General features: G+C 64.8%; 26 protein-coding genes. 3 read left to right on the top strand and 23 right to left on the bottom strand.

Features of this window, described 5'->3' with window-relative positions:
• Positions 1-129: 129 nt before the first annotated feature.
• The 4 genes from HNQ08_RS16990 to HNQ08_RS16980 form a co-directional block, all read right to left on the bottom strand.
• Positions 130-1,215 carry a YibE/F family protein gene (locus tag HNQ08_RS16990; RefSeq protein WP_229790090.1) on the bottom strand — a complete coding sequence of 362 codons (1,086 nt, stop codon included), beginning with the start codon at positions 1,213-1,215 and terminating at the stop codon, positions 130-132.
• Positions 1,216-1,337: 122 nt separating this feature from the next.
• A complete protein-coding gene (locus tag HNQ08_RS27500; protein ID WP_229790091.1) occupies positions 1,338-1,979 on the bottom strand; it encodes an N-acetylmuramoyl-L-alanine amidase in 642 nt (213 codons plus the stop codon).
• Between the two features lie 40 nt (positions 1,980-2,019).
• A complete protein-coding gene (locus HNQ08_RS27495) occupies positions 2,020-2,913 on the bottom strand; it encodes a hypothetical protein (protein ID WP_229790092.1) in 894 nt (297 codons plus the stop codon).
• Positions 2,914-3,943: 1,030 nt separating this feature from the next.
• A complete protein-coding gene (locus HNQ08_RS16980; protein ID WP_184134755.1) occupies positions 3,944-5,275 on the bottom strand; it encodes a hypothetical protein in 1,332 nt (443 codons plus the stop codon).
• A gap of 126 nt (positions 5,276-5,401) precedes the next feature.
• Between HNQ08_RS16980 and HNQ08_RS16975 the strand changes: the two genes are divergently transcribed.
• A complete protein-coding gene (locus tag HNQ08_RS16975; protein ID WP_184134956.1) occupies positions 5,402-5,848 on the top strand; it encodes a DUF6328 family protein in 447 nt (148 codons plus the stop codon).
• A gap of 371 nt (positions 5,849-6,219) precedes the next feature.
• Complete coding sequence (locus HNQ08_RS16970) at positions 6,220-7,887, top strand: malectin domain-containing carbohydrate-binding protein (protein WP_184134753.1); 1,668 nt, start codon at positions 6,220-6,222, stop codon at positions 7,885-7,887.
• Between the two features lie 256 nt (positions 7,888-8,143).
• Here the strand turns inward: HNQ08_RS16970 and HNQ08_RS27490 are convergent, their stop codons facing one another.
• From HNQ08_RS27490 to HNQ08_RS16895, 17 genes are all read right to left on the bottom strand, one after another.
• Positions 8,144-8,425, bottom strand: a complete 282-nt coding sequence (locus tag HNQ08_RS27490) for a signal peptidase II (RefSeq protein WP_229790099.1) — start codon at positions 8,423-8,425, stop codon at positions 8,144-8,146.
• A gap of 63 nt (positions 8,426-8,488) precedes the next feature.
• Positions 8,489-8,674 (bottom strand): signal peptidase II, encoded by a 186-nt coding sequence (locus HNQ08_RS27485; RefSeq protein WP_229790093.1) that lies wholly within the window; start codon positions 8,672-8,674, stop codon positions 8,489-8,491.
• Positions 8,665-9,459: an undecaprenyl-diphosphate phosphatase gene (locus tag HNQ08_RS16960; RefSeq protein ID WP_221284255.1), complete on the bottom strand. Its 795-nt coding sequence runs from the start codon at positions 9,457-9,459 to the stop codon at positions 8,665-8,667. Before HNQ08_RS16960 ends, HNQ08_RS27485 begins: the two co-directional genes overlap by 10 nt.
• A gap of 55 nt (positions 9,460-9,514) precedes the next feature.
• Positions 9,515-9,898, bottom strand: coding sequence for an ArsR/SmtB family transcription factor (locus HNQ08_RS16955; protein ID WP_184134750.1), 384 nt, complete (start codon positions 9,896-9,898; stop codon positions 9,515-9,517).
• Positions 9,895-10,047: a glutaredoxin family protein gene (locus HNQ08_RS28140; RefSeq protein ID WP_342355709.1), complete on the bottom strand. Its 153-nt coding sequence runs from the start codon at positions 10,045-10,047 to the stop codon at positions 9,895-9,897. Before HNQ08_RS28140 ends, HNQ08_RS16955 begins: the two co-directional genes overlap by 4 nt.
• Complete coding sequence (locus HNQ08_RS16950; RefSeq protein WP_342355705.1) at positions 9,981-10,145, bottom strand: glutaredoxin domain-containing protein; 165 nt, start codon at positions 10,143-10,145, stop codon at positions 9,981-9,983. The genes HNQ08_RS28140 and HNQ08_RS16950 overlap by 67 nt, the downstream gene beginning before the upstream one ends.
• Before the next feature lie 176 nt (positions 10,146-10,321).
• Positions 10,322-11,338 (bottom strand): WD40 repeat domain-containing protein, encoded by a 1,017-nt coding sequence (locus HNQ08_RS16945; RefSeq protein WP_184134748.1) that lies wholly within the window; start codon positions 11,336-11,338, stop codon positions 10,322-10,324.
• Between the two features lie 116 nt (positions 11,339-11,454).
• Complete coding sequence (locus HNQ08_RS16940) at positions 11,455-13,221, bottom strand: Ig-like domain-containing domain (protein ID WP_184134745.1); 1,767 nt, start codon at positions 13,219-13,221, stop codon at positions 11,455-11,457.
• Between the two features lie 234 nt (positions 13,222-13,455).
• Positions 13,456-13,875 (bottom strand): hypothetical protein, encoded by a 420-nt coding sequence (locus HNQ08_RS16935; RefSeq protein WP_184134742.1) that lies wholly within the window; start codon positions 13,873-13,875, stop codon positions 13,456-13,458.
• Between the two features lie 270 nt (positions 13,876-14,145).
• Positions 14,146-15,885: an N-acetylmuramoyl-L-alanine amidase family protein gene (locus HNQ08_RS16930; RefSeq protein WP_229790094.1), complete on the bottom strand. Its 1,740-nt coding sequence runs from the start codon at positions 15,883-15,885 to the stop codon at positions 14,146-14,148.
• 241 nt (positions 15,886-16,126) lie between these two features.
• Positions 16,127-16,747 (bottom strand): cation efflux transmembrane domain-containing protein, encoded by a 621-nt coding sequence (locus HNQ08_RS16925; protein WP_184134740.1) that lies wholly within the window; start codon positions 16,745-16,747, stop codon positions 16,127-16,129.
• Between the two features lie 330 nt (positions 16,748-17,077).
• A complete protein-coding gene (locus HNQ08_RS16920) occupies positions 17,078-18,334 on the bottom strand; it encodes a cytochrome P450 (RefSeq protein ID WP_184134737.1) in 1,257 nt (418 codons plus the stop codon).
• A gap of 13 nt (positions 18,335-18,347) precedes the next feature.
• Positions 18,348-18,878, bottom strand: a complete 531-nt coding sequence (lspA, locus tag HNQ08_RS16915) for a signal peptidase II (RefSeq protein WP_184134734.1) — start codon at positions 18,876-18,878, stop codon at positions 18,348-18,350.
• Positions 18,869-19,663: an undecaprenyl-diphosphate phosphatase gene (locus HNQ08_RS16910; RefSeq protein WP_221284253.1), complete on the bottom strand. Its 795-nt coding sequence runs from the start codon at positions 19,661-19,663 to the stop codon at positions 18,869-18,871. Before HNQ08_RS16910 ends, lspA begins: the two co-directional genes overlap by 10 nt.
• 57 nt (positions 19,664-19,720) lie before the next feature.
• Positions 19,721-20,101, bottom strand: a complete 381-nt coding sequence (locus tag HNQ08_RS16905; protein WP_184134731.1) for an ArsR/SmtB family transcription factor — start codon at positions 20,099-20,101, stop codon at positions 19,721-19,723.
• Complete coding sequence (locus HNQ08_RS16900) at positions 20,098-20,346, bottom strand: glutaredoxin family protein (protein WP_184134729.1); 249 nt, start codon at positions 20,344-20,346, stop codon at positions 20,098-20,100. Before HNQ08_RS16900 ends, HNQ08_RS16905 begins: the two co-directional genes overlap by 4 nt.
• Before the next feature lie 37 nt (positions 20,347-20,383).
• Positions 20,384-22,744 (bottom strand): heavy metal translocating P-type ATPase, encoded by a 2,361-nt coding sequence (locus HNQ08_RS16895; RefSeq protein ID WP_184134726.1) that lies wholly within the window; start codon positions 22,742-22,744, stop codon positions 20,384-20,386.
• 51 nt (positions 22,745-22,795) lie between these two features.
• Between HNQ08_RS16895 and lnt the strand changes: the two genes are divergently transcribed.
• Complete coding sequence (gene lnt, locus HNQ08_RS16890; protein ID WP_229790095.1) at positions 22,796-24,268, top strand: apolipoprotein N-acyltransferase; 1,473 nt, start codon at positions 22,796-22,798, stop codon at positions 24,266-24,268.
• A 444-nt stretch (positions 24,269-24,712) separates the two neighbouring features.
• On the opposite strand, the gene HNQ08_RS16885 is transcribed toward lnt, so the two are convergent.
• Together HNQ08_RS16885 and HNQ08_RS16880 are read right to left on the bottom strand one after the other, a co-directional pair.
• The gene (locus tag HNQ08_RS16885; RefSeq protein ID WP_184134723.1) at positions 24,713-24,901 is read right to left on the bottom strand and encodes a hypothetical protein; all 189 of its coding nucleotides are present in this window, start codon (positions 24,899-24,901) and stop codon (positions 24,713-24,715) included.
• 298 nt (positions 24,902-25,199) lie between these two features.
• Entirely contained in the window at positions 25,200-26,228 is a 1,029-nt protein-coding gene (locus HNQ08_RS16880; protein ID WP_184134721.1) for a hypothetical protein, read from the bottom strand.
• Between the last annotated feature and the right edge of the window lie 79 nt (positions 26,229-26,307).

The raw sequence follows: 26,307 nt of genomic DNA, 5'->3' as shown, positions 1-26,307 counted from the left end.
CTCCGGGCCGTTCCCAGAGCGTATTGTCCGCGTGAGTTTAGCGGCATGCTTCTGACGTCCCCTTCAGACATCAGGAGCGTTGACTTGGGGAGCGACCCAAACAGGGGATATGGCTGGCCGCCCCGGAGGTCAACCCCCGGTGCCATTCCCCTCGCTGTGGATGGGTGGCTGAACATAAATCCTCTGATGCGTTCCCACCCACCACGCCGCCAGCCCAGTACTGAGCGGTACGGCCAGCAGCATGGTGATCAGGGCAATCAGGAGGCCGGCCAGTTCGGAGAACAGCGCCTCGCCGTTCAGCGTTACCCACATGGGCTCCTTTGGGTCGGCCCGCAGCAACAGCATCAGGGGCAACGCGCCCGCCGCGTACCCCAGTACCAGAACCGTGACCATGCTGCCCACGTGATCCCTGCCCACCTGCATTCCCAGGGCGTACAAGCGGTGGATCGGCTGACCCGGCTGGTTCTGGGCGACTGTCTCCACCACAGAGGCCTGGGTCACGGTGACGTCGTTCATCGCGCCCATGGCCGAGAGGACGACCCCAACCACATATAGACTCAGCGCATTGATGCCGTACGAATTCTGGGCGACCACCGCCGCCCGGTCGGCGCCACCACTGAGGTGCGTCAAGTGGGCGAGGAGGAGGGTGATGAAATACCCGGCAGTGGTCGCGCTCCAGAGGGCCGTCAGCGCCGCATGACTCTTCCAGTTCAGGCCGTGAACCAGATAAACGCAGACGGCCAGCACCGCACCCAGGGCCGAGATGGTCAATGGCGCGCTGTCATGTCCGGAGAGCAGCGCCGGTAGGATGAATAGCCATAGGGCCAGCAGGGTGAGGCCGCTGCCCAGGATGGCCCGGAGGCCCTTGCCGCGGGCTACCACGACGGCGATGACCATCACAGCGCCGAGCAGCCAGCCAAGGTACGGGGTTCGAACCGGGTCATTCAGGACGTAGGTCGTGCCAGTCTGGTAGATGACCACCGCCTCGCCCTGAGTGTAGGTTGGGCCGTCCGCATAGGCGAGCGCATTGATGACCTCGCCGTTTTCCAGGGTCACCACTACCTCACTCTGGCTGTACTGCTGCTCGTAGGTGCCGCGCAGGTACGTGCCGATGGGCAGGGGCGAATCAGGGAGCTGGACGCAGCCGCCCAGTAACAGGGGGAGCAGGGCGAGGAGCGGCAGGAGGCATAAGCGGCGCGCGCGCTTCGATATCACTAATATGGGAGCGTTGGGGGGCATCGATCTCCTATTTTATCTGGTAGTCTGTACAGATTACCTTCTCCTGTCCGCGGAATGGGCTGGCCCAGGGCGACCGATCACCGCTGCTGACGTGATCCTTACTTCCCGGAAGTGCTTACCGTGAGGCCGGTCACCAATGCCTCCCGGACGCCCTGGGCGATGCCGAGCGCCACCCGGTCAAGGTAGTTGGAGTTCTGGAGGTTCAGGCCGTCCACCGGGTGGCTGATGTACCCGATCTCAATCAGCGCCGCAGGAATGGCACTGTTCCGCAGCACTGCCAGCGAACGATTGTTTTTCAGCCCCTTGGAGAACGCACCAGTCACCGCGACGACGTTCTTCTGGATGACAGCTGCAAAGTTGCTGGAGAGCGGGTGGTTGGGATTCCACCAGGTCTCCAACCCGTAGCCCTGGAGGGCACTTGCAGGCGGCATGGCATTGACGTGGATGCTCACGTAGAGCTGCGTGCCAGGAGTGCCCATCCCCGCCCGCAGGTTCAGATCTGTGGCTTTATCCGGCGACAGCTCCTGGTCGGTCTCGCGGGTCATCACCACCTCCACCCCGGCGGCGCGCAGCAGGTCACGCACCCGCAGGCACACGCCCAGCGCCACCTGTTTCTCGACGACCGCACCGACGCCCCCGGGGTCGTGGCCGCCGTGTCCGGGGGCGATCACCACGCGCGGCTGCACCATGGCCGCGCTGAAGGCGAGGAGCGCCATGCCGCGCAGGGTAAGCGGAGGCACGGCGGCCACCACGCGCTCACGGGGGCTGAGCGGCTTGAGGTCAGCCAGAGCGGGCGAGAGGTCGATGGCGAGCCGGGAGCGGTCGGTGCCCGCCAGCGGCGGTACGAGCTGCGCGCCAGCCGCTGCGATCCGTCAGGGTCGCGCTGGTCAGCAATGTCATCACGGCCCCGTCCGAGGTGGGCTCCGAGCGCCAGGCCTGCACCTCGGGCGTCACGTTCTGCGCGGAAAGAATCGCCGCGCTCACGCCGGTCAGCTCCACACGGAGTTCCATCCCGCTGGGCACCAAGCGGTAGCGGGTGCCGGGCGGAAGATCCAGCACCACACGGGTCAGCCCGGGGTTCTTGCCCAGGCGGGGCGGCAGCACGGCAGCTCCGAACTGAAGCGTCCCTTGCGCTGACCCGCTCAGGGTGCTGGGCTGCCCCGGCTCCTGTCCAGGCAGAGGGGGGGGCAGCGTAGGTGCCTCCACCCCAGAGGTGGCGGACAGGGCGTCGCCGGGGGTGAGGCCCTCCGGGACGGAGGGGCGCAACGTCACCGTTCCGGACGGATGAGGCGAAGGGGCGTTCGTCGTCTGACCGTTCCGAGAAAATGCCGTCAGGCTGCTCTCGATCCAGGGCGTGGTCAGCAGGCTGTTCGGGCCTGCCAGTGCCCGGAGGGAGTCCCCGCCCCGCCCGCCAGGGTCGGTCGCCCCGAAATCCAGGATGAGGACGCGCGAGCCACCTGCCAGCGTCGCCTCGCTGGCCCGCCACCCGTCTACGAGCGCGAGCGGGAAGGGGGTGACGAGCATCACCTGACTTCCTGAAGCCTGATACCCCGTCACGCTGGAGCCCAGTCCCGTCCGCGTCTGAGCCAGCACCGAGGCTCCGGAGACGTCAAGGCGCAGACCACCGACAGTAGGGGTAAGCCGGTACGTGACCCCAGCGGCCAGGTCGAACACAACTCGCGTCCTGGTGCTGTCACTGCTGGCGCGCGGGTCGCCGAACGTTACACCGGACGCGGTGGCTCGACGCGGCCCGGCAGAAGGGGGTGCATCCCTGACCTGCGGGGTCGTGACGGGCTGAGCAGGTTCCGCCTGAGCTGTGCTCCACGCGCTGAGCAGGCTCCAGGAGAGGGCAATGACCCTGGAGAGGGAGGACGGTCTCGACGTGGAATCCTTGGCCACCATGTTCACCTCTGGAGACGTCTGGGGCAGCCTGTCTCCAGACTGCGGAAGAGGTGGGAAGACGGAACCGAAATCGCATCCATTGAACGGATGCTCCTGGGCGAACTCCAACTGGATGGGATGCCATTCCAGAATCCGTCCAGCGAGCAGTGAGAGAGGCAGGGGGAAAGAGACGAGACCGTGGTTCGTGCCAGAGGGGTAGCTTGCCCGCTGGCACAGGTCAGGGCCCAACCAAGGCCCCGTGTTGCGCGCGAGCACTGGTGCAGGCGAAAGGCCGAGCCGAACAGGTGCGATATCAGAACCGACGTCATTGGTTGCTGAGATAGTAGGCGATATATGTACAGACTTACAGTTGAATTGTCGACACAAGTCGTGATCGCCCGCCCCGCGTGGCCGGTTCCCTCCTGCAGGTGCCGACAGACAAACTCTGGGCTCAGGGGCGGAGTGGTATTGATCCGGACGACGTCAGTGGCGAGGTGGGAAATGGTATGCCTCACAGCAAAGAGAGCGGCAGAACTCTGCGCCTGACCAGGAAGGATTGAGTCTATCCAAGGGCAGAGTCAACTTCAAGAAACGAACAAACTGTGGCTTTGGTCTCTGGTCAGGAGCGCGCGCTTTTCGGGCCCTCGCCGGGGGTGGAGTTGCTCGAAGGCGGCGGGAGGAGGGCAATAGTCCCTCTGTGGGAGGTTTGTTCCTGCTGGTCTTCTCGCTGATCCCAGACGCTCACAGCGGCCAGCAGCAGCAGGGCAAGCACGAGGCCGATAGCCGCCTGGACGTCACGGGGATCCCGGCTGGCTGACATGCCCTACCCTCTGGCACGCCCGGCTCTGAAGAGTTCGGCCAGGTGCAGCTTTCTGCGGTTCAGCAGCAGGAACCCGGCAGTGAGTGCCAGGTAGAGCCAGCCCAGCGCGACATGAACGCCCTCGACCGGGATGAAAAACTGCATCAGGAACAGCCCCGCGAGGAGCAGCGCACCCCGCAGGGTGAACCGGAAGGTGAGCAGCAGCGAGAGCCCGAACAGGGACTGGGCAGCCGTCAGAAACACCTCATCGACCGACTGAGCTGTTAGGGGCAGCGATGCGATGTGCCCCCGCCCAACGCTGTACGCCAAGGGAATTGCGGCAATCAGCAGCGTCCACTGGTTGAGCTTTGATGAGATCAGGTTGCTCAGCCCCTTGCCTGCAAACACGATCATGCCGGCCCAGATGAACGCTGTCAGGCTTTCAGGAAACTCTGAGAGGAAGGGCGCGACCCACTGGATCAGGATGAACTGCGACACGCCCATCTGCCGGGCGACTTGAAGCACCGCGTCGATGAACGGTTCTGCTCCAAAAAGCAGCACGTAGGCTCCCGCCAACAGGAACAGGATGATGACCGGAGTGCGCGTTGCAGGCGGGAGATGCTTGAGGCGGGCGGCCACACCAATGTCCGCACCTTCGTCTCCCTCGTCGGTGTCCTCCGGGGGTTCGCGGCTGGCTGCCGAGTTCGAACGGCGATCCGTTTCCGTGAGGACGCCCGCAGGAGCTGGGCGCCGCTTGGACTGGCGGAACGCGGTGAGAATATAGGCGACGTAGATCGCGATGAGTATAGCCGAGTCAAACAGGCTGAATGACCGCTTCACCACCAGCACAAAAGCGTACAGGGAGGCAAGCAGCAGGAACAACAGTTCGGGCGCGTTCCGCGCGTCGAGCTGTATCTCCGTGAAACGCTGCCCCTTTCGCCGGGCACTCAGGAATGCTACGACCATAATCAGGGGCCAGCCCAGGCCGAGCAGCAACCGGTTGGCACCCGTCATGCTGGCCGCGGCCAATTCTGTCTGACCGCGGTAGGCCAGCAGAACCTCAAACGCGTACTCGGGCGCAACCTCAATCAGGGCGAGCAAAGCGAGGGCCACAGATTGGGGCACCACGGTTTCGAGGCCCTCTGTGGCCCACGAGAGGAAAAAAGCTGCGGCGATGATCGCCATCCCCAGCACCAGCGAGATGAGCAGCGGGTGCCCTTGCGCCAGGCCACTGAAGCGGACGAGGGAGAAGGGCACGAGGGTCAGGGCGGCCACCGCGATGGTGAGCCAATCGCCGCGGGTGAACCTGAAGCGCGTGCCAGGGCCAAGAGTTGGGGGTATCGGTTGACGCTGCAAGGTCGGGTTCTCCTGACATGACTGGAGTTCGGGGGGGGGCACCTGCCCCTCATTGTGCAAATTCTTTATAAATCTGTACAGATATACATCCTTTAGGAAAGCCGCTAGACTTTCACGGTGAATGAGATGGCCCCAGCACCGTCAGTCGAACCTTTCGACGATCTTCTTCAGGAGATCCGCGTGCTGCTCGCCGGTTCACAGGTGCTCACTGCCTTTCTAATGACGGTGCCATTCAGCAGCGGCTTTACTCACCTCAACGGCGTGGAACGCAACGTGTTTGCGGCAACGTTCCTGACCGTGCTGCTGAGTCTGATTCTCTTCGCCACGCCTGCGGCCTATCACCGCCTGGTCTGGCCCGTGCCGGATCGTCGGCGCTTCAAGCGGCTCTCGACGCGCCTGGTCATCGCAGGACTGGTTCCTCTGTCCATCGCCCTGGTTCTGGCCACGCAACTGGTTCTGAATGAAGTGTTCAAAGCCGCTGAAACCAGCATTGGGACGGCACTCGTGGCTGCCGTGATTCTGGGGATGTGGTGGCTCTGGCCGCTGGCCCATCGCCGTGGATCCCAGGAATGATCCTGACAGCCACAGGCACACGTGCCTTCCAGATGACGTGGGCCGTCACCGGGTCGTCTCCTGTGTGGCTCTGCGGCGGCTCCGCCGGCTTATGCAGCGCTGGAGATGGTGAGTCCGTTGCCCAGGCAAGAACAAGACAAAAGCCATGGTCAGGGAGGTTCTCCTGTATTGCTTACAGATGCCGCTTTACCGGTCACGCCCTAGCTTCCAACCCGTTCTCACCTTTGCTTGGGCATGAGCGCTGCCCCCGGCAGGTGCACTGACCATTTCACTGGGAACCCACCCTCCGGCTGTAGCGTTGACCGAACATTTTTCATCGGAGTGAACTGGCAGTGGACAGCCTGTTCCCCGTTCCTCCTGAGGTGGCCAATATGACTCATCCGAACGCTCCGCTGGTACGGCCAGAACTCCGCGTCGCCCGACGCTGGATGACTGCTGCGCTGCTCCTCACCCTCGCCGCCTGCGGCACTCCCCCAACGCCGTCCTCCGGCCCGCCTCCAGCGTCTACGCCCCCAACGCCCACTCCGACCAGCGCTCCGCCGCAGGTTCACCTCGCCAATCTGGCGACGGTGCCGTACGCCGACCGGCTGGTCTTCAACCGAATCCAGAATCCCAACCCGAGCATTCCCAACGTGGTGCACGATACCAATGTGCTGCGTCTGAGCAACACGGGGGGCCAGCCCCTGGTTATCAGCGCCCTGAAGGTGCAGGACGCCTGGCGCCTCGATAATCCCCCCAACCTCCCGCTGACCCTCGCTCCCGGCGCCAGCCAGGAGCTCACGCTGCGCTTCACCGCCACCAATACGGGCTACCACAGTGGCAGCCTGACCATCGCGTCGAACGATCCCAGCACTCCAAATCGGATGGTTGAGTTGCGTGGCCTATGGCAGGATCATTCCGAGGACAACCAGGAGCCGGCACTCCAAGACATCGTCAAGGCGCTCGGGTACCGGATCAATCTGGTGGGCAGCCCCGTCACCGAGACTGGCAACACTGCACTCAGTAACTACTTAGCTGTCCGGCAAAACGGCGTGGTGAAACCTCAGGGTGAGGAAGTGATCTCCGCATACTGGCAGCGGGCCGACGAGACTCAGCCGGTGCAGGTCACCCAGGTGGCCTCATACCACACCCAGGGCGATGCCTCGACGTTGCGCTGGTACGCTCAGGTGAACACTGGCAACGAACCCCTGCACACGATTCTGACCACCGCAGGAAACGACGCGCAGAGCCTGCTCCCCCACCAGAACGGCTCGGCGCAGCTGGCCTCCGGCTCCTTTGTGCCCGCGTCCGCTACGAGCTCGGCCGTGGCAACGTTTGGTTTCAAGGTGGACGCCGAGTGGAGCGACCCGGTCAAAAATGGTCAGACCGCTGACGTGAATCATGGGTGTCCGAGGCCGTGTGGGCAGCACCTGCGCTTCTGGCCGGTTCGTGACCGTGCTGGTCAGCGGGTGTCCGGGCAGTACCTGCTCGTTGTCGACTACGCCGGGATCAACTACGACTATCAGGATCAGATGTATGTGATCAGCAATCTCAGGCCGGCCCCCCTGCTGATCGACGTGGGCACCAGTAGCGGGTACACGGATCCTGCCGGCAATGTGTGGCGGCCGGACAGGGATCAGAACGGAGTGGCCACCTATACGCCCTCCACCGCCATCGCAGAACCCTCGACCGCGTATACCGGCGCCATCGCCGGTACCCTCAACCCGCAGCTGTACCGCACCTACCGGGGCAATGTGGGAACCAGCACCCCGCAGGATCAGCGCCTCCTGAACTTCGATATTCCGGTTGGCAACGGCACCTACCAGGTGAAGCTCCACTTCGCCGATCTGGCGTGGACGCAGGCGGGCAAACGCGTCTTCGACGTCAGTATCGAGAACCAGCTCCGGGTACCGAACCTGGACATCGCGGGCCAGGTCGGAGGCAAGGCGGCGCTTGTCGTACCGGTGGATGTGCAGGTGGCGGACGGGCTGCTGAGCCTGAGTCTCAAGGCCAGCGTGGACTTCCCGTCCATTGCCGGGATCGAAATCACCCCGCATTGAACACCGGGACGGCACCGACGGAAACACTGGAGCCATCCCCTGCACCGCCATCCCCGTCCACCCGGCCCGCAGGAGGCGCGCGGCGGGATTGAAATGCGAGATCCTCTTGCCGGGAGGGGAGGGTCAGGCAATCAGCAGTGAGAAGGAAGATGTGCCTCTCACGCAGCGCGCGGCCAGCAGACCGTCTCCAATCCGGCTGTGGAGCGTGGGCATGGTCAGACTGATGAACCTCTTGAAGGCGAGGAGCGCTTGATAGTCACGGAGACTCAGGGCGCGGACGATGCTTGGGAGCGCGGCGGAGAGCGCCGCAGGTTCTGCAGCAACAGCACGCCGCCCACGACCCAGACATCGGCGAGGTTGAAAACGGAAATTCACCCTGACCCAGGACGCGCGTCACTGCAGAAAGAGTGTGCGACGACAATGTATCCATGACCTTGCCGAGCCGCCACCCATCGAGCGAATTGCTGAGCGCTCCAGCAGCAATCAGGATCAGGGCCAGGCCGGTCAGGCGCGGAACGGAGTGGCGGGTCAGGTACACCAGCAGCCACACCCCCACCAACTGCAGCACGGCCAGGGGAAGCGCGGCCCCGGAAAAGAGGCTTCACGCCGCCCCAATATTGTAAATCAACCCCAGACTCAATACGCCGGGGATCACCTCACGGAACCTGCCGAGCGGGAACTCCCGGACTGCCCTGGCCTTGAGGGTCTGATCGAGCACCAAACACAGGAGCACCCCGAAGACCACCGCGCGCGGGGGCACGATCACGCCCGCGTGCCTCAGCGCCACAGGGCCCACCCCAGGATGGCGAGGCCCACGACGACGCGGTACACCGCGAAACCTCGGAAGGTATGCCGGGAGACATACCGCAGCAGCCAACCCACCGCGAGGAGCGCCGTGATGAACGAGACGGCCAGCCCGACCGTCAGTGGACCGAGTTGTGCTGTGCCCAGAACGCCCCGCCCTTTGACCAGGGCATACAGGGTGGCCGCGCCGAGGGTCGGGATCGACAGGTAAAACGAGAACGCGGTTGCTGTGGGTCGGTCGAGGCCGGTCAGCAGGCCGCCGATGATGCTCGACGCGCTGCGCGAGACGCCGGGCACCAGGGCGAGGCACTGAGCGCATCCCACCAGCAGGGCCTGGCGCGGGCTCACCTGCGTGAGGCCGTGCGTGGTGGCGGCCACCGGCCTTCCTTCGATCACCCACAGCACCATGCCGCCGACGATCAGGGAGATGGCCACAACAACTGGGGAAAAAAGGTAGCGCGTGATCAGGCTGCTGAACAGGAAACCCAGCACAGCCGCTGGAAGGAAGGCCAGAGCGACCCCCAGCCACAGTTGGCGGACATCCCGGTCGACGGACAGCGCCCGCGCCTGGGTGAGCAGGTCACGCCAGTAGTACGCGATCACTGCCAGCACCGCCCCAAGTTGGATGACGATCTCAAACGTGCCGCCCGAGTCCCTGAACTTCAGCAGATCGGCGGCGACGATCAGATGGCCCGTGGAGGAGACTGGCAGGAACTCGGTGATGCCTTCGACAAGGCCCAGCAGGGCCGCAGTGACAGATTGGTTCAAGAGGAAGATCCTTTGGAGGCAGGAAGTGGGATAGAACTCCCCACAGGGGCCATATTCACATGGCTCTGGCGTGCTCCAGCACGTCCGCGATCAGCCGCGTGACGTGATCGTTCGCCAGTCGGTAGTAGGCGATGCGGCCTACCTTCTTGAAGGTCACCAGGCCCAGCGCGCGCAGGTGACGGAGCTGGTGGCTCATGGTCGACTCGTTGATCCCCGCAATCACCGCGAGATCGCACACGCACAGGTCCTCCAGCGCAAGAGCGCAGAGAATGCGCAGCCGGGTCGGATCGGACACCACCTTGGTCAGGGTGGTCGCGCGCTCGATTAGGGCGTCATCCGGCAGGGCCGCCTCCGCGCGCGCCACGGCCTCTGGATGGACGCTGTGGATCTCGCAATCGGCGGCGCGATCAGTCTTGACGTCAGGAACAGTCGTGGTCATGCGCCATTGTCTCTCAGGGCAGCCTCCAGGAAGGGGCGCTGATCCTCGAATGTTCCGGAGAAGGCCTGCTCACCGACCTCGGTCACGGGGGCGATCCGGACATTGGCCCGGGCCAGCATCTCCGCGAGCGCGGCAGGATCCTCCCGCACGTTCTTCTATAGCTGACCCCCCGGGCTGTCAGGTGGCGTTTGACGGCTTCGCACGATGGGCACTGGGGGACGGTGTAAACGATGACGGGCGGCTGCATGAGAACTTCGGGTGCGGAGGATGGTGACCACAGGTGTCAGTGAGTGGATCAGGCCTCTTCAATGCTGCACGTCATGTAATCTGTACAGACATACAGTCCTTCTGGCCGAAGGAACATTAAAGCGCAACGTTCGATCCTCTGCGGCCCGGAATGCCTCATGCCGGTGAGCGGCGGGGTCATCGTCCTGGCCACAACAAAACGGTGCCGTCGTGACCGCCAGCCGACGCAAGAACCGTGCCATCCCGACTGAATGCGACGTCGCTCACCCCATCCCGGTGGGCGCGTGACAGCCACAGGAGGTCACCTGTGGCCGCCCGCCACACCCGAACCGCACCGTCGGCTCCCCCCGCTGCGAGCGACGTGCCGTGTGGATCCCAGGCGAGTGCCGTGATCGGCCCTTGGGTGCCCTGCAGAGTGCGGCGTTCTTCACCACTCGCCAGCGACCAGAGCTTGATGCTGCCGTCCGAGCTGCCCGACACCAGCGTCTGGCCATCTGGACTCACGGAGAGTGCGTTCACATAATCCGAGTGACCGAGCAGGGTCCGGACTTCACGGCGCGTGACGACACTCCACACACGAACTGTCTTGTCGCGGCTGGCACTCACAAGCGTCGCCCCGTTGGGGCTGAACGCCACGTCCGTGACGATATTCGTGTGTCCCTGCAACGTGAAGCGGAGGCGTCCGCTCTTAACGTCCCATACCTTGACACTGTTGCCAGCCCCAGACAGGGCCGTATTGTCGCCCCCGCCTGTGGCAAGGAGGGTGCCGTCCGGACTAAAGCTCACCGAAGTGGCGATGGTCGTGCTCAGGTTCATGACGCGCACTTGCCGACCCGTGGCAACCTGCCACAGACGGGCCCGGCCATCTGCGCCAGCCGTGGCAAGCCACTGCCCGTCCGGGCTGAAGCAGAGCGCCGTCACCGCCGCTCCCTGACGCAGTTCCCGCGTGGGGACGTTTCCCGGGGAGCGCCACAGTTTGATGACGCCGTCCCCGCCCCCGGTGGCAAACACCTTCCCAGGGCCAAAGGTGACGGCAGTGAGATTGGCGCCGCCCGCCTTGACCGCCTGGATCGGCGTTGGCGCCGCCACGATCGGCGTCGGCATGGCTGTGCTGGAAGTCGCGGCGGTCATGGAGGCAACTGCAGCGGTGCTGCACAGCACGGCGGCCATGGTGAGGTACCCCAGCTTCATCATCGGTGCTCCGGTCAGGCTCGAAGAGACAAGCGCCCGGCACGGCCTGTTCCGGCCGGGCGCTGATGGGAAACCGCTGCGCGTTCAGGTGAAGATGCGCTGATCCGCTGACGCCGTGCTTACTTGGGCTTGACGAGCGTGATGGTGCCCTTCACGTTGGGGTCACTCTCGCTGAGTTGCGCCACGTACAGGTTGCCATTCGAGCGATCCTCAGTGAGGTTGAGCGGACTGGGGTTGAAGTTTGTCAGGCCGTCGATGTTCGTCTGCATTGATCCCACGATCGCGCCGCCTGAACCGCTGGGATCAAGCGCCACAATGTCTTTGCCTGCGCTGTAGCGCACCACCAGCAGGTGGTGATTCAGTGCTGAGCCCGGGCGAATGTACTCAATCACGCCGTTGGCAGAGGTGTGGTCCGGGAACACGAAGGCGGGCTGACGGTAGTTGGGGTCAGGTTGGACACCCACGGGGTAGACCGGCACCTCGACAACGTCTGCGCCAGCGGTGGGATTGCCGCCGTCAAGGGTGTACTCGCAGCGTGCCGGATTGGGGTGGCCGTAGTATCCGCCCTTGTCAATACGAAACAGAAAGTCGGGTTCCGTCCAGCGCACATTGGTGATGGCAGGCGCGGCAGGCAGGGTAGTGCGGCCGTCCGCGCGCTTCGCGCAGGTGGCCGGCAGAGGGCTGGGGGTGGCAGGGGTATTGCCGCCTGCCGCCGACCCATTGGCCGGGATGTACAGCTGCCCGTTGCTGTGCCACACCATGGAGTAGCCGTTGCGAATGCCCGTCGCGTGAAGGGTGAGTGGCGCACCGCTCGCGTACGGGTTGTATGTGCCGCCCTCCTCAGTCTGAACGTTGAGCGGTGCTCCCGCGAGGTTGACCTTGGTGAGGTCGAGACGCAGGAGCGCGGCGCTCAGCGCGCGTTCCGGGCGATTGTCCCACGCCGGATCCGGGGCGCCAGAGGCGTTGTTGGCACCCTGCACGAAATACAGGACGTTCGGCTCCTTCGGGTTGAAGGAGACGTTGTTGGTCATGTGATCCTTGGTCGAGCGCGGCAGTCCCACGACAACGTCTTGGACAGTCTCCAGATTCGGTCCACTCAGCCTGGTGATCTTGCCCGTCCAGTCGGGGACCTGTTTGGTGAAATCGTAGTAGTAGTTGTTGCTGATCCACAACACCAGATTGTCGGCAGTGGACGAGGGATCAAACGCCAGGCCGATGATGCTGCGGTTGCCCTGTTGGGCCTGCAGGGATTTGATGGACTGTGCTGAGCCCAGGGTTCCGTCAGCATTGATGGGGAAGCGCAGAATCTCGCCGGTGAGCGTGGCAGCGTACAGCTTGTGATCCGGGCCGATCTCCAGGGTCGTGTAGTAGTTGGCGGGCACGCTGGCGAGGGCGACCCGGGTAAATGCGCTGGGGCCAGTGACGGCAGCGGCACCTGTCGTAAAGGTGGAGGTAAATGACTCGAAGCCCACACCGTTGAGATCCTTGAGCGCTCCCGTGACCTCGAACACGTATCTGGTGTTGGCCTTGAGGGGCGCATTGGGGTGAAGCACGATGACATCCCCACCGCCTGAGGTATTGGTCGTGGCGTCCACGGGAGTCTTGGTGCTGGCCTCGACAAGGTGCACCGCACTCGACGTGACTGTCCGGGGGTCGATGCCATTGCCGCCCCCCGGCGCGCTCAGAAGCTGGACGTCTGCAGTCACGGAGGTGGTCGTATCGACGCCCGTTTGTCCGTCGCTCGGGCTGACGGAACGCACCGACGGAGCCGTGACCACTGGAGTGGGGGGTGCGGGCGTGGACGTGCAGGCGACGAGTCCGGCAGTCAGCATGACGCCCAGCCAGGTGCGGGAGGTGGAACGAAGGCGCGGGTGGAGTTGGGTCATCAGACGTGTTGTTCCTCTCTGGTGTGGTGAACGGAAGGGCCGTAGCGGAGTGTCGTTACCGCGCCTGCTTCAGGTGCTGTCGAGGGAGTATGGCGCAGACAGCCCGGTCGGCACATGAGACGGGTACGGGCGGCGTGAAAATGAAATGGTGGATGCTCACCCGACGGCAGGCTCAAGGCGTTAGCGGTCATCAGTACGGTCAGGCCGAGGAGTGGGGTCACCAGGTCATGTCATTCAGGGCGCCCAGGACACAGAGCACAACCCCAACCACAGACAGGCGGATCGCGTTGATGCATAGGAATTTCGGGCCACGGTGGCTGCTTTGTCCATCGTGCCGCTCAGGTGGGCCACCCGTGTGGTGATGAAGGACCCGGCGGTCGTCGCGCTGCAGAGCGCAGTGAGCGCGGCGTGGTTTGTCCAGGTCCAGCCATGCACGGGGTACACGCAGACGGTGAGCACGAGGGCCAGCAGGGTCAAGCCGCTGCCGAGAATGGTTTGGAGTCCCTTGGTGCGTGCGGTCGTCACGGCCACTCCCATGACAGCCGCCAACAGCCAGGCCACGTTGGGGAAGCGAATGGGGTCACACAGCACGTCCCCCTGGCCGGATTTCCAGACGATGATCGGCTGCCCGCGGGTGTAGCGCGGCCCATCCACATCGAACAGGGCGTGAACAGGTCGCCGTTGTTCAGCGTCACCAGGTCTTCGTTTCTGGTGGACCGCTGCTCGCATTGGCCATGTAGATGTTCCCCTGGAGATGGGGATGGTGGCAATGGACGCACCCACCCAGCAGGAGGGGCAACACCAAGAGCACCATGACCAATAAGCGTGTAAGGCCGGTTGATCAACACAAGACCGAGGGAGATATGAACATCACGGCCCACACTTTATCTGTATTCCTGTACAGGCGACAGTGAACTGCCGTTGCTATCGTTCCTTACCAGCCGTGACGCCCGTCACCAGCGCTTCACGGACGCCCTGCGCGATGCCCAAAGCGACCCGGTCAAGGTAATTGGTGTCCTTGAGATTGAGGCCGTCTACAGGATGGCTGGTGTACCCGATCTCGATTAACGCGGCTGGAATCCGGCTGTTGCGCAGAACAGACAGGGAGCTGGTGTTTTTCAGGCCCCGGGAAAAAGCACCTGTGACGGCCGTCACGTTGTTTTGAATCAGCGCTGCCAGCGCGCTGGACAGTGGGTGATTTGGATTCCACCATGTTTCGACCCCGTAGCCCCTCAGGGCGCTGGCGGCCGGAAGAGCATTCACGTGAATGCTCACGAACACCTGCGTGCCAGGGGACGCCAACTCCGCCCGCATCCTCAAGTCAGTGGCCTTGTCCGGCACCAGCGCCCGGTCCGTGTCACGCGTCATGATCACGTCGACGCCCGCCTTGCTGAGCAGGTCGCGGACCCGGAGGGCCACCTCCAGCGCCACTTGCTTTTCGATCACGGCACCAATCCCTCCGGAATCGCGACCGCCATGTCCAGGATCAATCACCGCACGCGGTTTCACCAGGGCTGCACCGAGGGCCAACATGGCAGTGCCCCGAGCCACAGGTGTGGCCGGCACCGCAGCAAGCACGCGCTCCCTCGGCGTAAGGGGCGTCAGGTCTGCCAGAGAGGGTGAGAGATCAATCGCAAGGCGAGAACGGTCGGTGCCAGGCAGGGGTAAAACCAGTTGGGCCCGCCAGCCACTGCGGTTCGTAACAGGTGTGCCAGTCAGCAGCGTTACCGTGAGGCCATCCGTGCCCGGCTCGTAGCGCCAGGCCTGCAGTTCCGGACTGATGGCCTGCGCCTCCAGGGGAGCGGCGCTCACCCCCGTCAATTCGACGCGCAGGCCGAGACTGCTGGGCAACATGCGGTACGCAGCACCCGGTGGAAGCTCCAGCACCACGCGGGTCAGGCCCGGATTCTTCCCGATGCGGGGGGCGGGCAGAAGGGCCCCCGGTTGAATCCGGCCCTGCGCTTGCCCCGAGAGGGCGCTAACCTGCCCGGGCACCCCACCCGGCAGCGGGGGCGGCGCAGCAGGCGGGGTGACGCCAGACGTGGCAGACAACATGTCACTGGGCGTAACGCCTCCCGGCGTCCCTGTCCCTGCGACAGAGGCGCTGATGGCCAGCCCCTGAGGCGCCCCAGACAGCCGCGTGATCAGCCCGCGCAGGTTCTCTCCAGCCCCACCCAGGACATCAGGGCCAAGATCCAGGATCAGGACCCTTATGCCACTGGCCAGCGTGGCCTCGCTCGCCCGCCATCCTGTGGTGCGGGTCAGGGCAAACGGCGTGATCAGGCTGACCTGGGTGCCTGACACGCGCTGGTCCACCACGCTGATGCCCAGTGCCGTGCGTACAGGCGCCAGAATTTCAGCACCGGCCACATCGATGCGCAGGCCGTCCACTGTGGGGATAAGCGCGTACGTTACCCCTAACGCCAGGTCAAACACCACGCGCGTGTGGTTGCCTTCATTGCTGGATCTCGGGTTGCCAAAGATCGCGTGCTGAAACGTTGTCCCGCCGGTGGGTGCACCCATCTGACGTGAGGGGGTGGGTAGGGTCGGCCCCTGACTTTGCGCCGCCGCCGGGCAAGCGAGCAGGGCACAGCAGACCATAGCGGCGAGTCTCAGCCTGGGGGTGGGCGTCATCAGGTGAGACACGGCAGGGTGTACAGACATCTTGAACCTCAGGCACGGGTGGGCGCAGGGGCGGAGGCCGCCAAGCAAGGAAAATGGGTGGGCAGGGGAGAAAGCAAGGACACAAGGTAAGGTGACGCCTACAGCTCCCCTGACCGTTGAACACATGCGGCCAACGCCAGGAGGACTATAAAGTCCATCTGTACAGACCTACAGACGATGAGCGCCGTGCCCGGTGCGATCAGACGCTCAACGAACGTGACAAGGCTTCAGACCACCGCCTTCAAGTAGATTCCGCTCCAGCTGTTTCACTTGCCGAGGCCGCTTCCGAGAGGATCTCCCGGCCGCCATTGGCTGCAATGGCTGACACCAGCAGTCCGAGGATCAGGTCCGGCAGCTTGGAGTCCAACCACATCACCAGCGCGCCGGACAGCACGATCGCCAGGTTGACGAGGGAATCATTGCTGGTGAAAATAGCGGACGCCTTGAAGTTGACATCCTCGCCCTGATGGCGCTTGAGCAGGTGCAGACAGATCAGGTTCAGGGCCGCGTTGACGGCCGCCATGGCCATCATCGCGGGGCCGATCGGTTCCTCACCACCGAAAAACCGGCGCAGCACCTCCACGAGCAGCAGAACGCTCAATCCAATCAGCAGCCACCCGGACAGACGGGCGGCGCGCACCTTGATGGCTGCGGCGCGGCCCACCGCGTACAGGCTGACCCCGTAGACCGACGCGTCGGCCAAGTTGTCAAGGGCGGCGCCGATCACGGCGGTCGAGGAGGCCCAGAAGCCAACCGCAGCGCCGGTCAGGCACTGTGCGAGGTTGATCAGCAGCACCAGCCACAAAATGCGGCGGTCAGCGGCCTGGTTGGCGTCAAGGGTAGGTTCGTCGTTTTCACTCATGGTCATTCACCTGTTGTCAGGACCGCCATTCACCGCACGCATGCAGACTGCCTCGGTGGCGGCCACTCATTGGCGTCAACGTCCCGGGAGTGTGGTTGAGGTATCCGAAATTGGCGGTCCTGCGGCCACCCGTGACCCTTGCAAAGCACATCACGACCCGCCAGGCCGACCGTTCAAGGGGGCGGAACCGGACCAACCCCGGGTGATCAGGCAAGCCCACGTCCTCCGGGAGCGTCAGGTGAGGTGACCCTGTGATCCCCTGACGCTGCTGGGCCCGCCGCGATTGGAACGGGATTTTGTGCTCAGGGTTGAGCTGGACTGGGCCCACGGTCAACCTGCCGCACGGGCGCGGCGCCGAACCTGACTCAGCACGAGGCGACTGGCGGGGCGGGCCGGGAACCGCCGCAAGCTCATCCGGAGGTTCTGCACCGGCACCGTGTACTCCAATTCATCGGTCAGGAAATGTAGTGCGTTCTGGACCAGGTCAATGGTGATCCACTCTCCAGCGCAGCGGTGCCCCTGGAAATGATCCCCGCCGCCCTGTGGAATTAAGGTGTAAGGGCTCCCGTTCCAATGCCGAAAGCGCTCCGGCCGGAAGGTTTCTGGATCCCCCCAGAAACGTCGGTCATGGTTGGTGCCGTACAGGTCGAGCAGGGTCCGCTGTCCACGTGTGAACTTGTGCCCATGCCATTCGAAATCCTGGCGGACCTTGGCCGCTGCAAAGGGAAAGAACGGGTAAAATCGCCGCACTTCCTGTACGAAGTGCTTCCGCGCTGTCTGGCCGCCCTCTGCCAGACGCCGAGCCGCTTCTGGAAAGTCGTGAAGGGCGAGCGCCGCAAACACCACGTACAGGGCGACCGCCACCGTGGGCCTCAGGACGTTGAGTAACTCCACAGCGGCGACGCGCTCGTCCAGCAGCGCGCCCGACACGTCCTGGTGGTGCGCGATGACGTGCAGCGCGCTGGCCTGGTCGGGCGTGAGCGTGCCTGCGCGGACCTGAGCGATCAGTCTGGCCGCCCAGCGCTCTGCCCGCGCGCGGCCCAGCCGTCCCCGCCAGTGCCGGACGCCCACCGCACCGGCGCTGTCAATCATGGCGGCAAAATCCGCTGTCCTCAGGGCAACTTCCCCGCCGTGCAGCGGCACGCCTGCCCAACGGCACACGGCGCGGCACAGCAGGTCCTGCACCTCATCGAGCAGCACCACCTGGGTCTGCGTCTCCCATTTCACCACTGACGCGTGCCACTGCGTGGTGGTCAGGTTCGTCAGGTCACGCAGTCGCTCCGGCGTCATCAACGACATGAACATCTGCTTGCGCACCCGGTGCGCCTCATCATCCAGCCCCTGCACGCCGCCCTCACCCAGTAAGGTCTTCTGCGCGCGGGCTGGGGCCGCGCCGCGCCGCTCAAAACGTTCCTGGTCGTAAAACAGTTGTGCCGCTTGCTCGCCGTGCAGGCACGTCACAGGCAGCATCAGCAACCGGGTCTGAAACACGTCGGCTTGGGCCCGCTCGCTGCGGCGCAGAATGAAGGCGTAGCCGTCCCGCAAGAAGGCCAGCGTGCTGTCACCAAAGCGGCTGTGGATGGTCATGTGAACCTCCTGCTTACGGCGAAGGGGCTTGTGATTTGGGCGGGGCCGACTTGGAATGGAAGCTGAGCAGCATCAGCAGCGCAACGCCCGACACCACCCACACGTCCGCCAGATTGAAGATCGGAAAGCTGCCCTGTCCCAGCAGGCGCGTGACGGCTGAAAACGTATGGGCAGACAAGGTATCCACCACTTTGCCCAGCCGCCAGCCGTCCAGCGAGTTGCTGAGCGCCCCACTGGCAATCAGGGTGAGAGCCACGCCCGTGAGGGGCGGCACGGGACGGCGCACCAAGTACACGAGCAGCGCCGCCCCGATCACCAGGCGCAGCCCAGCGAGCGGCAGCGCCGCACCCGAAAAGAGGCTCCACGCCGCGCCCGTGTTGTACACCAGCCCGAGACTCAGCACCCCAGGAATGAAGTCGCGGAACGCTCCCTCTGCGAAGGTCTGCACAGTCCAGAGCTTGAGCGCCTGATCCAGCAGGATGCATAGTCCTGCGCCGAGGAGGAACGCCAGGCCACGAAGCTGACCAGAAGAACCTAATGCCATAAGGCCCACCCCAGAATGACGAGGCCCGCCAGCATGCGGTACACCGCAAAGCCGCGGAAGTTGTGCCGCGAGACGTAGCGCAGCAACCAGCCAATGACGATCAGTGCGGTGACGAAAGATACCCCCAAGCCCAGGAGCAGCGGTCCGAGCTGCATGCCGTTCAGCGCTTCTTGCCCTTTGATCAAGGCGTAGAGCGTCGCCAGTCCCAGCGTCGGGATGGACAGGTAAAATGAGAACGCGGTCGCAGTGGGCCGGTCCAGACCAGTCAACAGGCCGCCAATGATGCTGGAGGCACTCCGAGACACGCCGGGTACCAGCGCGAGGCACTGCGCGCAGCCCACCAGCAGCGCCTGGCGGGGGCTGACTTGAGTCAGGGCGGTGGTGCTGGCCGGAAAGGTTCGACCTTCAATCCACCACAGGACCGCGCCGCCAAGAATCAGGGAGATCGCCACCGTCAGCGGAGAGAACAAGGAACGCGTAATCTCATCACTGAACAGATAGCCCAGCGCTGCGGCGGGCAGAAAAGCCACGGCAATGCCCAGCCACAAACGGCGCGTATCGGCACAGGTGGGCAGCGCGCGCGCCTGACCCCACAGATCGCGGGCGTAGTACACGATGACGGCGAGCACCGCGCCGAGTTGAATCACGATCTCGAACGTGCCGCCTGCATCGCGGAAGTTCAGCAGGTCAGCGGCGACAATCAGGTGGCCTGTGGAGGACACGGGCAAAAACTCGGTGATCCCCTCAACGAGGCCTAAAAGGGCGGAAGCGATGAAGTCGTTCAAAAGAGAAATCCTTGGAGGAGCGGGGGTGGCGTGAGGCCGCGCGAGGCGGCCTCAGCTTCAGGTGGCTTGAGCGTGCCCCAGGATGTCCGCGATGAGGCGCGTGACGTGGGTGGTGGCGAGGCGGTAGTAGGCAATGCGGCCCACCTTCTTGAACGTCACCAGGCCCAGGGCGCGCAGGTGACGCAACTGGTGACTCATGGTGGACTCGTTGATGTTTGCGATGACCGCAAGGTCACACACGCAGAGCTCCTCCAGCGCGAGGGCGGACAGGATCCGCAGCCGCGTGGGATCGGCTACCACCTTCGTGAGGGTGGTGGCCCGCTCGATCAGTGCGTCGTCTGGCAGCCGTGACAACGCCCGCGCCACCGCCTCCGGATGAACACAGTGGATCTCGCAGTCGGCGGCCCGTTCGGCTTTGACATCAGTCAGGGTGGTCATGCGCCATTGTCTCGCAGGGCGGCCTCCAGCAGGGGGCGCTGATCCTCAAAGGTGCCGTAGAAGACCTGCTCGCCGATCACGGTGACGGGCGCGATGCGGACGTTCGCCTGAGCCTGCATCTCTGCCAGGGCAGCAGGATCCAGGCGCACGTTTTTCTCGCGATAGGGCACAGCACGGGCCTGCAGGAACCGTTTGATGGCTTCACAGGACGAGCAGTGTGGAACGGTGTAGACAGTGACGGTCATCACAAGTGCTTCTCCTGAGGATCGCTCAGCAGCCTCATCAGGGCGCTGGCGTGAAGCGCAGCAGGCGCAGGGCGTTGGCGGTCACCAGTACGGTGGCGCCCGTGTCGCTGAGGATGGCGGGCCACAGCCCGGTGAGGCCGAGCAGCGTGGTCACCAGGAAGATGGCCTTGAGACCCAGGGCAAAAGTGACGTTCTGGCGGATGTTGGTCATCACGGCGCGGGAGAGCTGAACGAGGTCACTGACCCCAGTCACGCTGTGTCGCAGCAGCGCGGCGTCTGCGGTTTCCAGGGCCACGTCCGTCCCGCCGCCCATGGCTATCCCGACGTCGCTCTGAGCCAACGCGGGCGCGTCGTTGATGCCGTCGCCCACCATCGCCACTTTGCCGCTCTGCTTGAGTTCGGCAATCCGGCGGAGCTTGTCTTCGGGCATCAGTTCGGCTTCCACGTCCAGGCCGAGGTCACCCGCGATGGCGCGTCCCGTTCGGGCGTTGTCGCCGGTCAACATCACGGCCTTCACGCCCAGGGCGTGGAGTTTGGCGATGGCCGCTTTGGCGTCCGCGCGCGGCTCATCCCGGATGGCGAGCAGGCCCAGGGGGACGGAACCATTCAGCAGCACCACGACCGTCTTGCCCTGATGTTCGAGCGCTTCGATGCGGCTCTGTACGTCGGGTGATAGGGGCGCCAACTCCTGCGCGTACCGGGGCGAACCCACGGCCAGGACGCGGCCACCGACGGTCGCCGTGACGGCCTTGCCCGGAATGGCACGGGCGTTCGCCACCGCCGGGATGGCCAGCTCCCCCGCCCGTCCCAAGATGGCTTTGGCGAGTGGGTGCGCGCTGCCTGTTTCGACAGCGGCGGCCAGAACCACGACCTCCTGCTCGGAAGCGCTCAGGGGCACAACGTCAGTGACTTGCGGCTTGTTTTCGGTCAGGGTGCCCGTCTTGTCAAACGCGATGGTATTCACGCTGCCGATGGTTTCCAGGGCGGCCCCACCCTTGATAAGTAGGCCCTGGCGGGCACCCGCGCTGATCCCACTGGTCACGGCCGCGGGCACGCTCAACACCAGGGCGCAGGGGCAGGCGATCAACAGCAGCGCCACGCCCTTGTAGATCCACTCGTGCCACGGCTGACCGAACAGCAGCGGGGGGAGGACGGCGAACAGCAGCGCGATGCCCATGGCGGCGGGCGTGTACCAACGGGAGAAGCGGTCGATAAAGCGCGCGGTGGGCGCTTTGCTGCTCTCGGCTTCCTCCACCAGGTGGATGATGCGGGCGATGGTGTTGTCACTGGCCCCCTTGTCGACCCGCACGGTGAGCACGCCGTCGGTGTTGATGCTCCCCGCGTACACCGTGTCTCCGGCGCTCTTGTGCACGGGGACGCTCTCGCCCGTGACGGGACTGTCGTCGAGGTTGGAGTGGCCCTCGGTGATGGTGCCGTCGGCGGGCACACGGCCGCCGGGCTGCACCCGGACCAGCTGACCGACCTGCAGCTGCTCGACGGGTACCTCGCGGGTCTGGCCAGCCTCGAGCAGCAGGGCGGTCTTGGGGGCGAGGGCGGCGAGGGCCTGAATGCCGGCCCGGGCGCGGCCCGCAGCGACGTTTTCCAGCAGTTCCCCGATGGCGAACAGAAAGACGACCAACGCGCCTTCCGCCGCTTCACCGATGGCGATGGCCCCGATGGCAGCGACACTGATGAGGGTGTTGATGGTGAAGGGTTCGCCCAAGCGGGTGCTGGCGAACGCTTTGAGCACGAGGGGCCACACGCCGATGAAGGTGGCGGCCGCGTACGCCCAGAAGGCGAAAGGCGGCGCGACCAGGCCAAAGATGAAGGCCAGGAGGAGCAGCGCACCGGTCAGGAGCACGTTACGCCCCTTACTGGTCCGGTACCACGGCAACTCTACCCGCGCTGGACGGGGTGCGCCCGGGGTGACAGACGCGTCCGCTTGCTGTTCGGGCGGGTAGCCGATAGAGCGCAGGGCCTGCTCCAGGGTCGCGCGCGGTGTGCGCGTTTCGTCCAACGTCAAGCTGAGCACTTGTGTGGTGAAGTTGACGTTGGATTCACCCACACCGGGCAGGCGGGAGACCACCCCTTGCACCTTGGCCGCGCAGTCCGCACAGTCCATATTGTTCACGAAGTAGCGCAGGGCGGAGGTTGCCGCTGGACCAGGCTCCAGGGTGGGGGGATACCCCAGGGTGCGGAGGGTGTGTTCCAGTTTCTCGCGGGGCAGCTGTGCCTCGTCGAGGTTTAAGCTCAGCGTTTGCGTGGTGAAATTGACTTTGGGGTCGGCCACGCCGGGGAGGCGGGTCAGCGCGCTCTGCACCGTGCGGGCGCAATCAGCGCAGTCCATTCGCTCCACGAAGTAGCGCAGGGGCGTCCCTGGGATGGAAGAACTCGTCATGCCATACAATATCTGTATGGGTGTACAGATATCAAGCACAGTGATGGAACGGTGACTGGACAGCCCGTGGCCCAGACCCGCACCGCCGTGTCCAGTCAACGCTCCTCGCTGGCGGCCCTTCTGCTGTCCGTCCTGTTGGGCGCGGGGCTGGCGCTCACGGGCCTGCCGTACAGCTGGAGCTTTCTCACGCCGCTGTCCCTTGCCGCGCTGCTTTGGTGGGTCAGTCGCCCCAAGTCCCCGCGCCGGGTGGCCGCCCGACTGTTCTGGAGCATGACGGCCTTCTTCAGCCTGCACCTGCTCTTCTTACCGCTCAGCTTCGCGCAACTCTTCGGCTTGGCGGGCGCGCTGCTCTTCCCAGCGCTGTTCGTGCTCGAAGGCGGCTTTTACGCGCTGTTGGGACTGGCCGTGGCCCGGCTGCTCCCCACATTCCTGGGGCGGGTCTGGGGCCTGGCCTTCGGCTGGGTGGTGCTGGAGTGGCTGCGGCACCTGGGGCCCTTCGCCTTTCCCTGGGGCACCCTGGGCTATACGCTGCTGCCCACTGGGCTGATCCAGGTGGCTGATCTTGGGGGGGTGCTGCTGGCCAGCCTGCTGGTCACCACCATGGCGGCGGCGCTCGCCAGCCTGGCCCAGCGAGAGGCTCGACCTCTGGCGCTCGTCCTCCCCGTCTGGGGCTTGGCGCTCGTCTACGGGCTGACGCGACCAGCAGTGGAACCGCCGACGCACCGCGCCCTGCTGGTGCAGGGCAACCTCAATCCACTGGACAAGGTTGCGGGCACCGCTGACCCGCTGCCAGTCTATGCCCGTCTCAGCGCGGCCGCGGCCGGCGACCTGGCAATCTGGCCGGAAACCGCGGTCACCGGCCGCGACACGGCACGCCTGCCTGCCCAGCCCCTGTTGATCGGCGTCGCCCGTCCGGGGCAGAACCGGGTCGAGGCCTGGGAGGGGAGCCTGTTGGGCGCCTATGACAAACGGCGTCGGGTGCCGTTCGCAGAGTATTTCCCGCTCCGTGAACCCCTGGCCCCACTGTACGGGTGGGTCTTCCGGGCGCTGGGCCTGCCCGATCTCACCGGACTGCAACCGGCCCAGCGAGATCGGCCGCTGACGCTGGGCGCGGTGGCTTACGGCGCTTACGTCTGTTACGAAAGCGTCTTCCCCGGGATCGCCCGCGGATTGGTGCAGGACGGTGCAAGGGTTCTGGTGAATGTGTCCAATGACGGCTGGTTCAATGCCGGGAATGGGGTCGAGCAGCACTTCCAGATGGGACGGGTGCGGGCCATCGAGACCCGCCGCTTCCTGCTGCGCGCGGGGAACATCGGCGTCACCGCGGTGATCGACCCAAGGGGGCAGGTGGCGCAGGCGCTGCCGCTCAAGCAGACGGGGGCGCTCCCGGCACGCTTCGCCTTACAGGAAGGGCAGACGTGTTACGTCCGACTGGGGGACTGGCCGGTCGGGGTCGCGGCCCTCGCCCTCCTGGGGATCGTGGTGAGCACCCCTCGAGGTCGGGTTGTCGTGGACAGGGGCTGAAGGGCACGACGTCAAGAAGCGAATCAGCAGGGGGGACCTGCTGATCGTGCAAAGCAATCTTCCGCTTGCGTTCAGCGGCTTTGTCGTACGGTACGCCTGAAGTGACGATCACTCACGCAATGCCGAGCAGCGTCCGCCCCGGGGCCATCTGGGTGACATTGCAGGCTTGCCACGCGCACGGAGCTGCCGGTTGTTCTGTGCCACAGGCCTGTTCAGTTCCACGGTGGGCACCATGGCCGGCCCGATGGTCAGGCAGGGTTTCGTGGGTTTGCGCATCCCGCTGGGACCTGATGCAACCGCTGGTCAACTCGCAGGTCGTGATGGGCGTGAGCGGGTTCTCCATGTCCTGCCCCTGCAGAGTCTGAGTGCGCTTTCGCCTACCCAAGCGGGCGGCGCCGTCCCTATCCGCGCTACGGACGTCCATCTGACGGATCTGAATGGCCGTCAGGTCAGCCCCTCCGGAATGTGCGGCAGGCGGTGATCGTGCTGTTCGGCGACGTCGAGTGTACGCCCTACCGGAACACCGACCGAGTGCTGCGACAGCACCAGTTGGAGCACCCCACCCTGGAAGAAGTGCGGCGGTACGACGACCAGTTTGAGTTCAGCATGGTGACAGGCGCGGACCCCGGCCATGCGATCGCCCGGCGCTACCATGCCTTGGTGCTGCCCACCACAATGTTCACCGACCGGCAGAGCGGCATCCAGACCTGCGGAACGGCTGCCTTGCCGAGGATCAGCTGCCGTAGGCAGTACAGCGCTTGGCGCACATCAGTCACAGCGGGTTCTTCGGTGACAACCAAGCCGCCAAGGCACAGGAGCTGGATGACGCGCCATCTCCGGCGCCCTAATGCGTGGCCCGTCACCGGTCCATGAACCTGCTGCATGCTCCCGAACCCCATGACAACGTGCTTGAGTGAGCGCCGGTCAGCCCTCAGGGGACCTGGGCAGGCTGCACGTTTTGCAGGACGAAGTCGGCATCCTGATAGTCCCCATTCATCCCTAGCTCGAACGCCAGAAGGTAGGCATGCGCGACTATCACACCGGCCGCGTCCTTCAGGGGATAGACCCGCACGCCATGCTTCGTCGTCCCGGTGTTGAGCGCGTCTTGTGTGTACGTGGCCTGCGTTGCATAGCCATTGGCCGGCAGGAACACGCCGAAGGCCCCTGGACCTGGATTGAAGGACACCGTGCCGGATGACAAGTCCGGCGCCAGCATCTGGTGGGTGCCTACCGCCAGCGTGCCGGTAACGTGCGTCTGCGCGGGACTGCCCGGCTGGTAGTAGCCGAACGGCACCGCTCCGTCCGGCGAATACCGTGCCACTGGCGTCAACGTCACCGGCCCCTCTGCGGCCCGCACAAAGACGGGCACGCTCACCTCGTCGCCGACCGGCGCGGCGCTGGTGCCCAGGACCAGGTTTGGAGTGCCCACGTTCACCCCAAAACCCAGGGCTTGCACAATCTGCGCCAGCGGCGGCTCGTTTTCCCCTTCCAGGCCCTTGGCACGCAAGCCATTCAAGGCCACCTCAGAAGAGGTCGTTCCGTCCACCTGCAGGCGCGCTTGCAATACACCGACCGTTGTCCCCGCCCGCAACCGCACCTGAACGGACACCGCAGTGCCCGCTGGAACCGTCCAGGGCAGAGGGGGTGTCCCAACCACGGCAAAATCGCCCGCATTCGGTCCGGCGACATCGAGGGCGGTAATGGTCGCCGGGGCTGTGCCTGGATTGCGCAGGGTGACGGACTGCGCGGTGCCCACTGCCCCTACGGTGCCGCTGAAGACCAGCGCCTGTGGCTGCACGGTCACCTGCGCAGGTACGGATGGTGCGGGCTCCGGCTCCCCTGAAGCCACAGGCGTTGATGTTCCGGCGCAACTCACCACGGCCAGTGCCAGCAGGCCATTGACCACCACGCCACGCCTGGAGCGCCCCCACCATCTTGATCGAATCTCATTTGTCTTCATGTCAACCTCTGATCGGCTGGAATTGGTAGGCGTATGGTTCACGCCGAACTGCGGGCGCCTGAGCGTGTAAGGCCAGGTA

The sequence above is a fragment of the Deinococcus humi genome, from assembly GCF_014201875.1.
Classification (GTDB): Bacteria; Deinococcota; Deinococci; order Deinococcales; family Deinococcaceae; genus Deinococcus; species Deinococcus humi.
The sequence above is the reverse complement of the archived record's forward strand: the minus strand, read 5'-3'. Positions and strand labels throughout refer to the sequence as shown.

What these genes read in the sequence shown, in the direction of transcription:
- HNQ08_RS16950 (WP_342355705.1), bottom strand. Translation starts at nt 10,145, where the DNA reads ATGCAGCCGCCCGTCATCGTTTACACCGTCCCCCAGTGCCCATCGTGC.
- HNQ08_RS16880 (WP_184134721.1), bottom strand. Translation starts at nt 26,228, where the DNA reads ATGAAGACAAATGAGATTCGATCAAGATGGTGGGGGCGCTCCAGGCGT.
- HNQ08_RS16925 (WP_184134740.1), bottom strand. Translation starts at nt 16,747, where the DNA reads ATGAGTGAAAACGACGAACCTACCCTTGACGCCAACCAGGCCGCTGAC.
- lspA (WP_184134734.1), bottom strand. Translation starts at nt 18,878, where the DNA reads ATGGCATTAGGTTCTTCTGGTCAGCTTCGTGGCCTGGCGTTCCTCCTC.
- HNQ08_RS16970 (WP_184134753.1), top strand. Translation starts at nt 6,220, where the DNA reads ATGACTCATCCGAACGCTCCGCTGGTACGGCCAGAACTCCGCGTCGCC.
- HNQ08_RS16920 (WP_184134737.1), bottom strand. Translation starts at nt 18,334, where the DNA reads ATGACCATCCACAGCCGCTTTGGTGACAGCACGCTGGCCTTCTTGCGG.
- HNQ08_RS16885 (WP_184134723.1), bottom strand. Translation starts at nt 24,901, where the DNA reads ATGGCCGGGGTCCGCGCCTGTCACCATGCTGAACTCAAACTGGTCGTC.
- HNQ08_RS16895 (WP_184134726.1), bottom strand. Translation starts at nt 22,744, where the DNA reads ATGACGAGTTCTTCCATCCCAGGGACGCCCCTGCGCTACTTCGTGGAG.
- HNQ08_RS16975 (WP_184134956.1), top strand. Translation starts at nt 5,402, where the DNA reads ATGGCCCCAGCACCGTCAGTCGAACCTTTCGACGATCTTCTTCAGGAG.
- HNQ08_RS16905 (WP_184134731.1), bottom strand. Translation starts at nt 20,101, where the DNA reads ATGACCACCCTGACTGATGTCAAAGCCGAACGGGCCGCCGACTGCGAG.
- HNQ08_RS16940 (WP_184134745.1), bottom strand. Translation starts at nt 13,221, where the DNA reads ATGACCCAACTCCACCCGCGCCTTCGTTCCACCTCCCGCACCTGGCTG.
- HNQ08_RS16955 (WP_184134750.1), bottom strand. Translation starts at nt 9,898, where the DNA reads ATGACCACGACTGTTCCTGACGTCAAGACTGATCGCGCCGCCGATTGC.
- HNQ08_RS16930 (WP_229790094.1), bottom strand. Translation starts at nt 15,885, where the DNA reads ATGTCTGTACACCCTGCCGTGTCTCACCTGATGACGCCCACCCCCAGG.
- HNQ08_RS16945 (WP_184134748.1), bottom strand. Translation starts at nt 11,338, where the DNA reads ATGATGAAGCTGGGGTACCTCACCATGGCCGCCGTGCTGTGCAGCACC.
- HNQ08_RS16900 (WP_184134729.1), bottom strand. Translation starts at nt 20,346, where the DNA reads ATGACCGTCACTGTCTACACCGTTCCACACTGCTCGTCCTGTGAAGCC.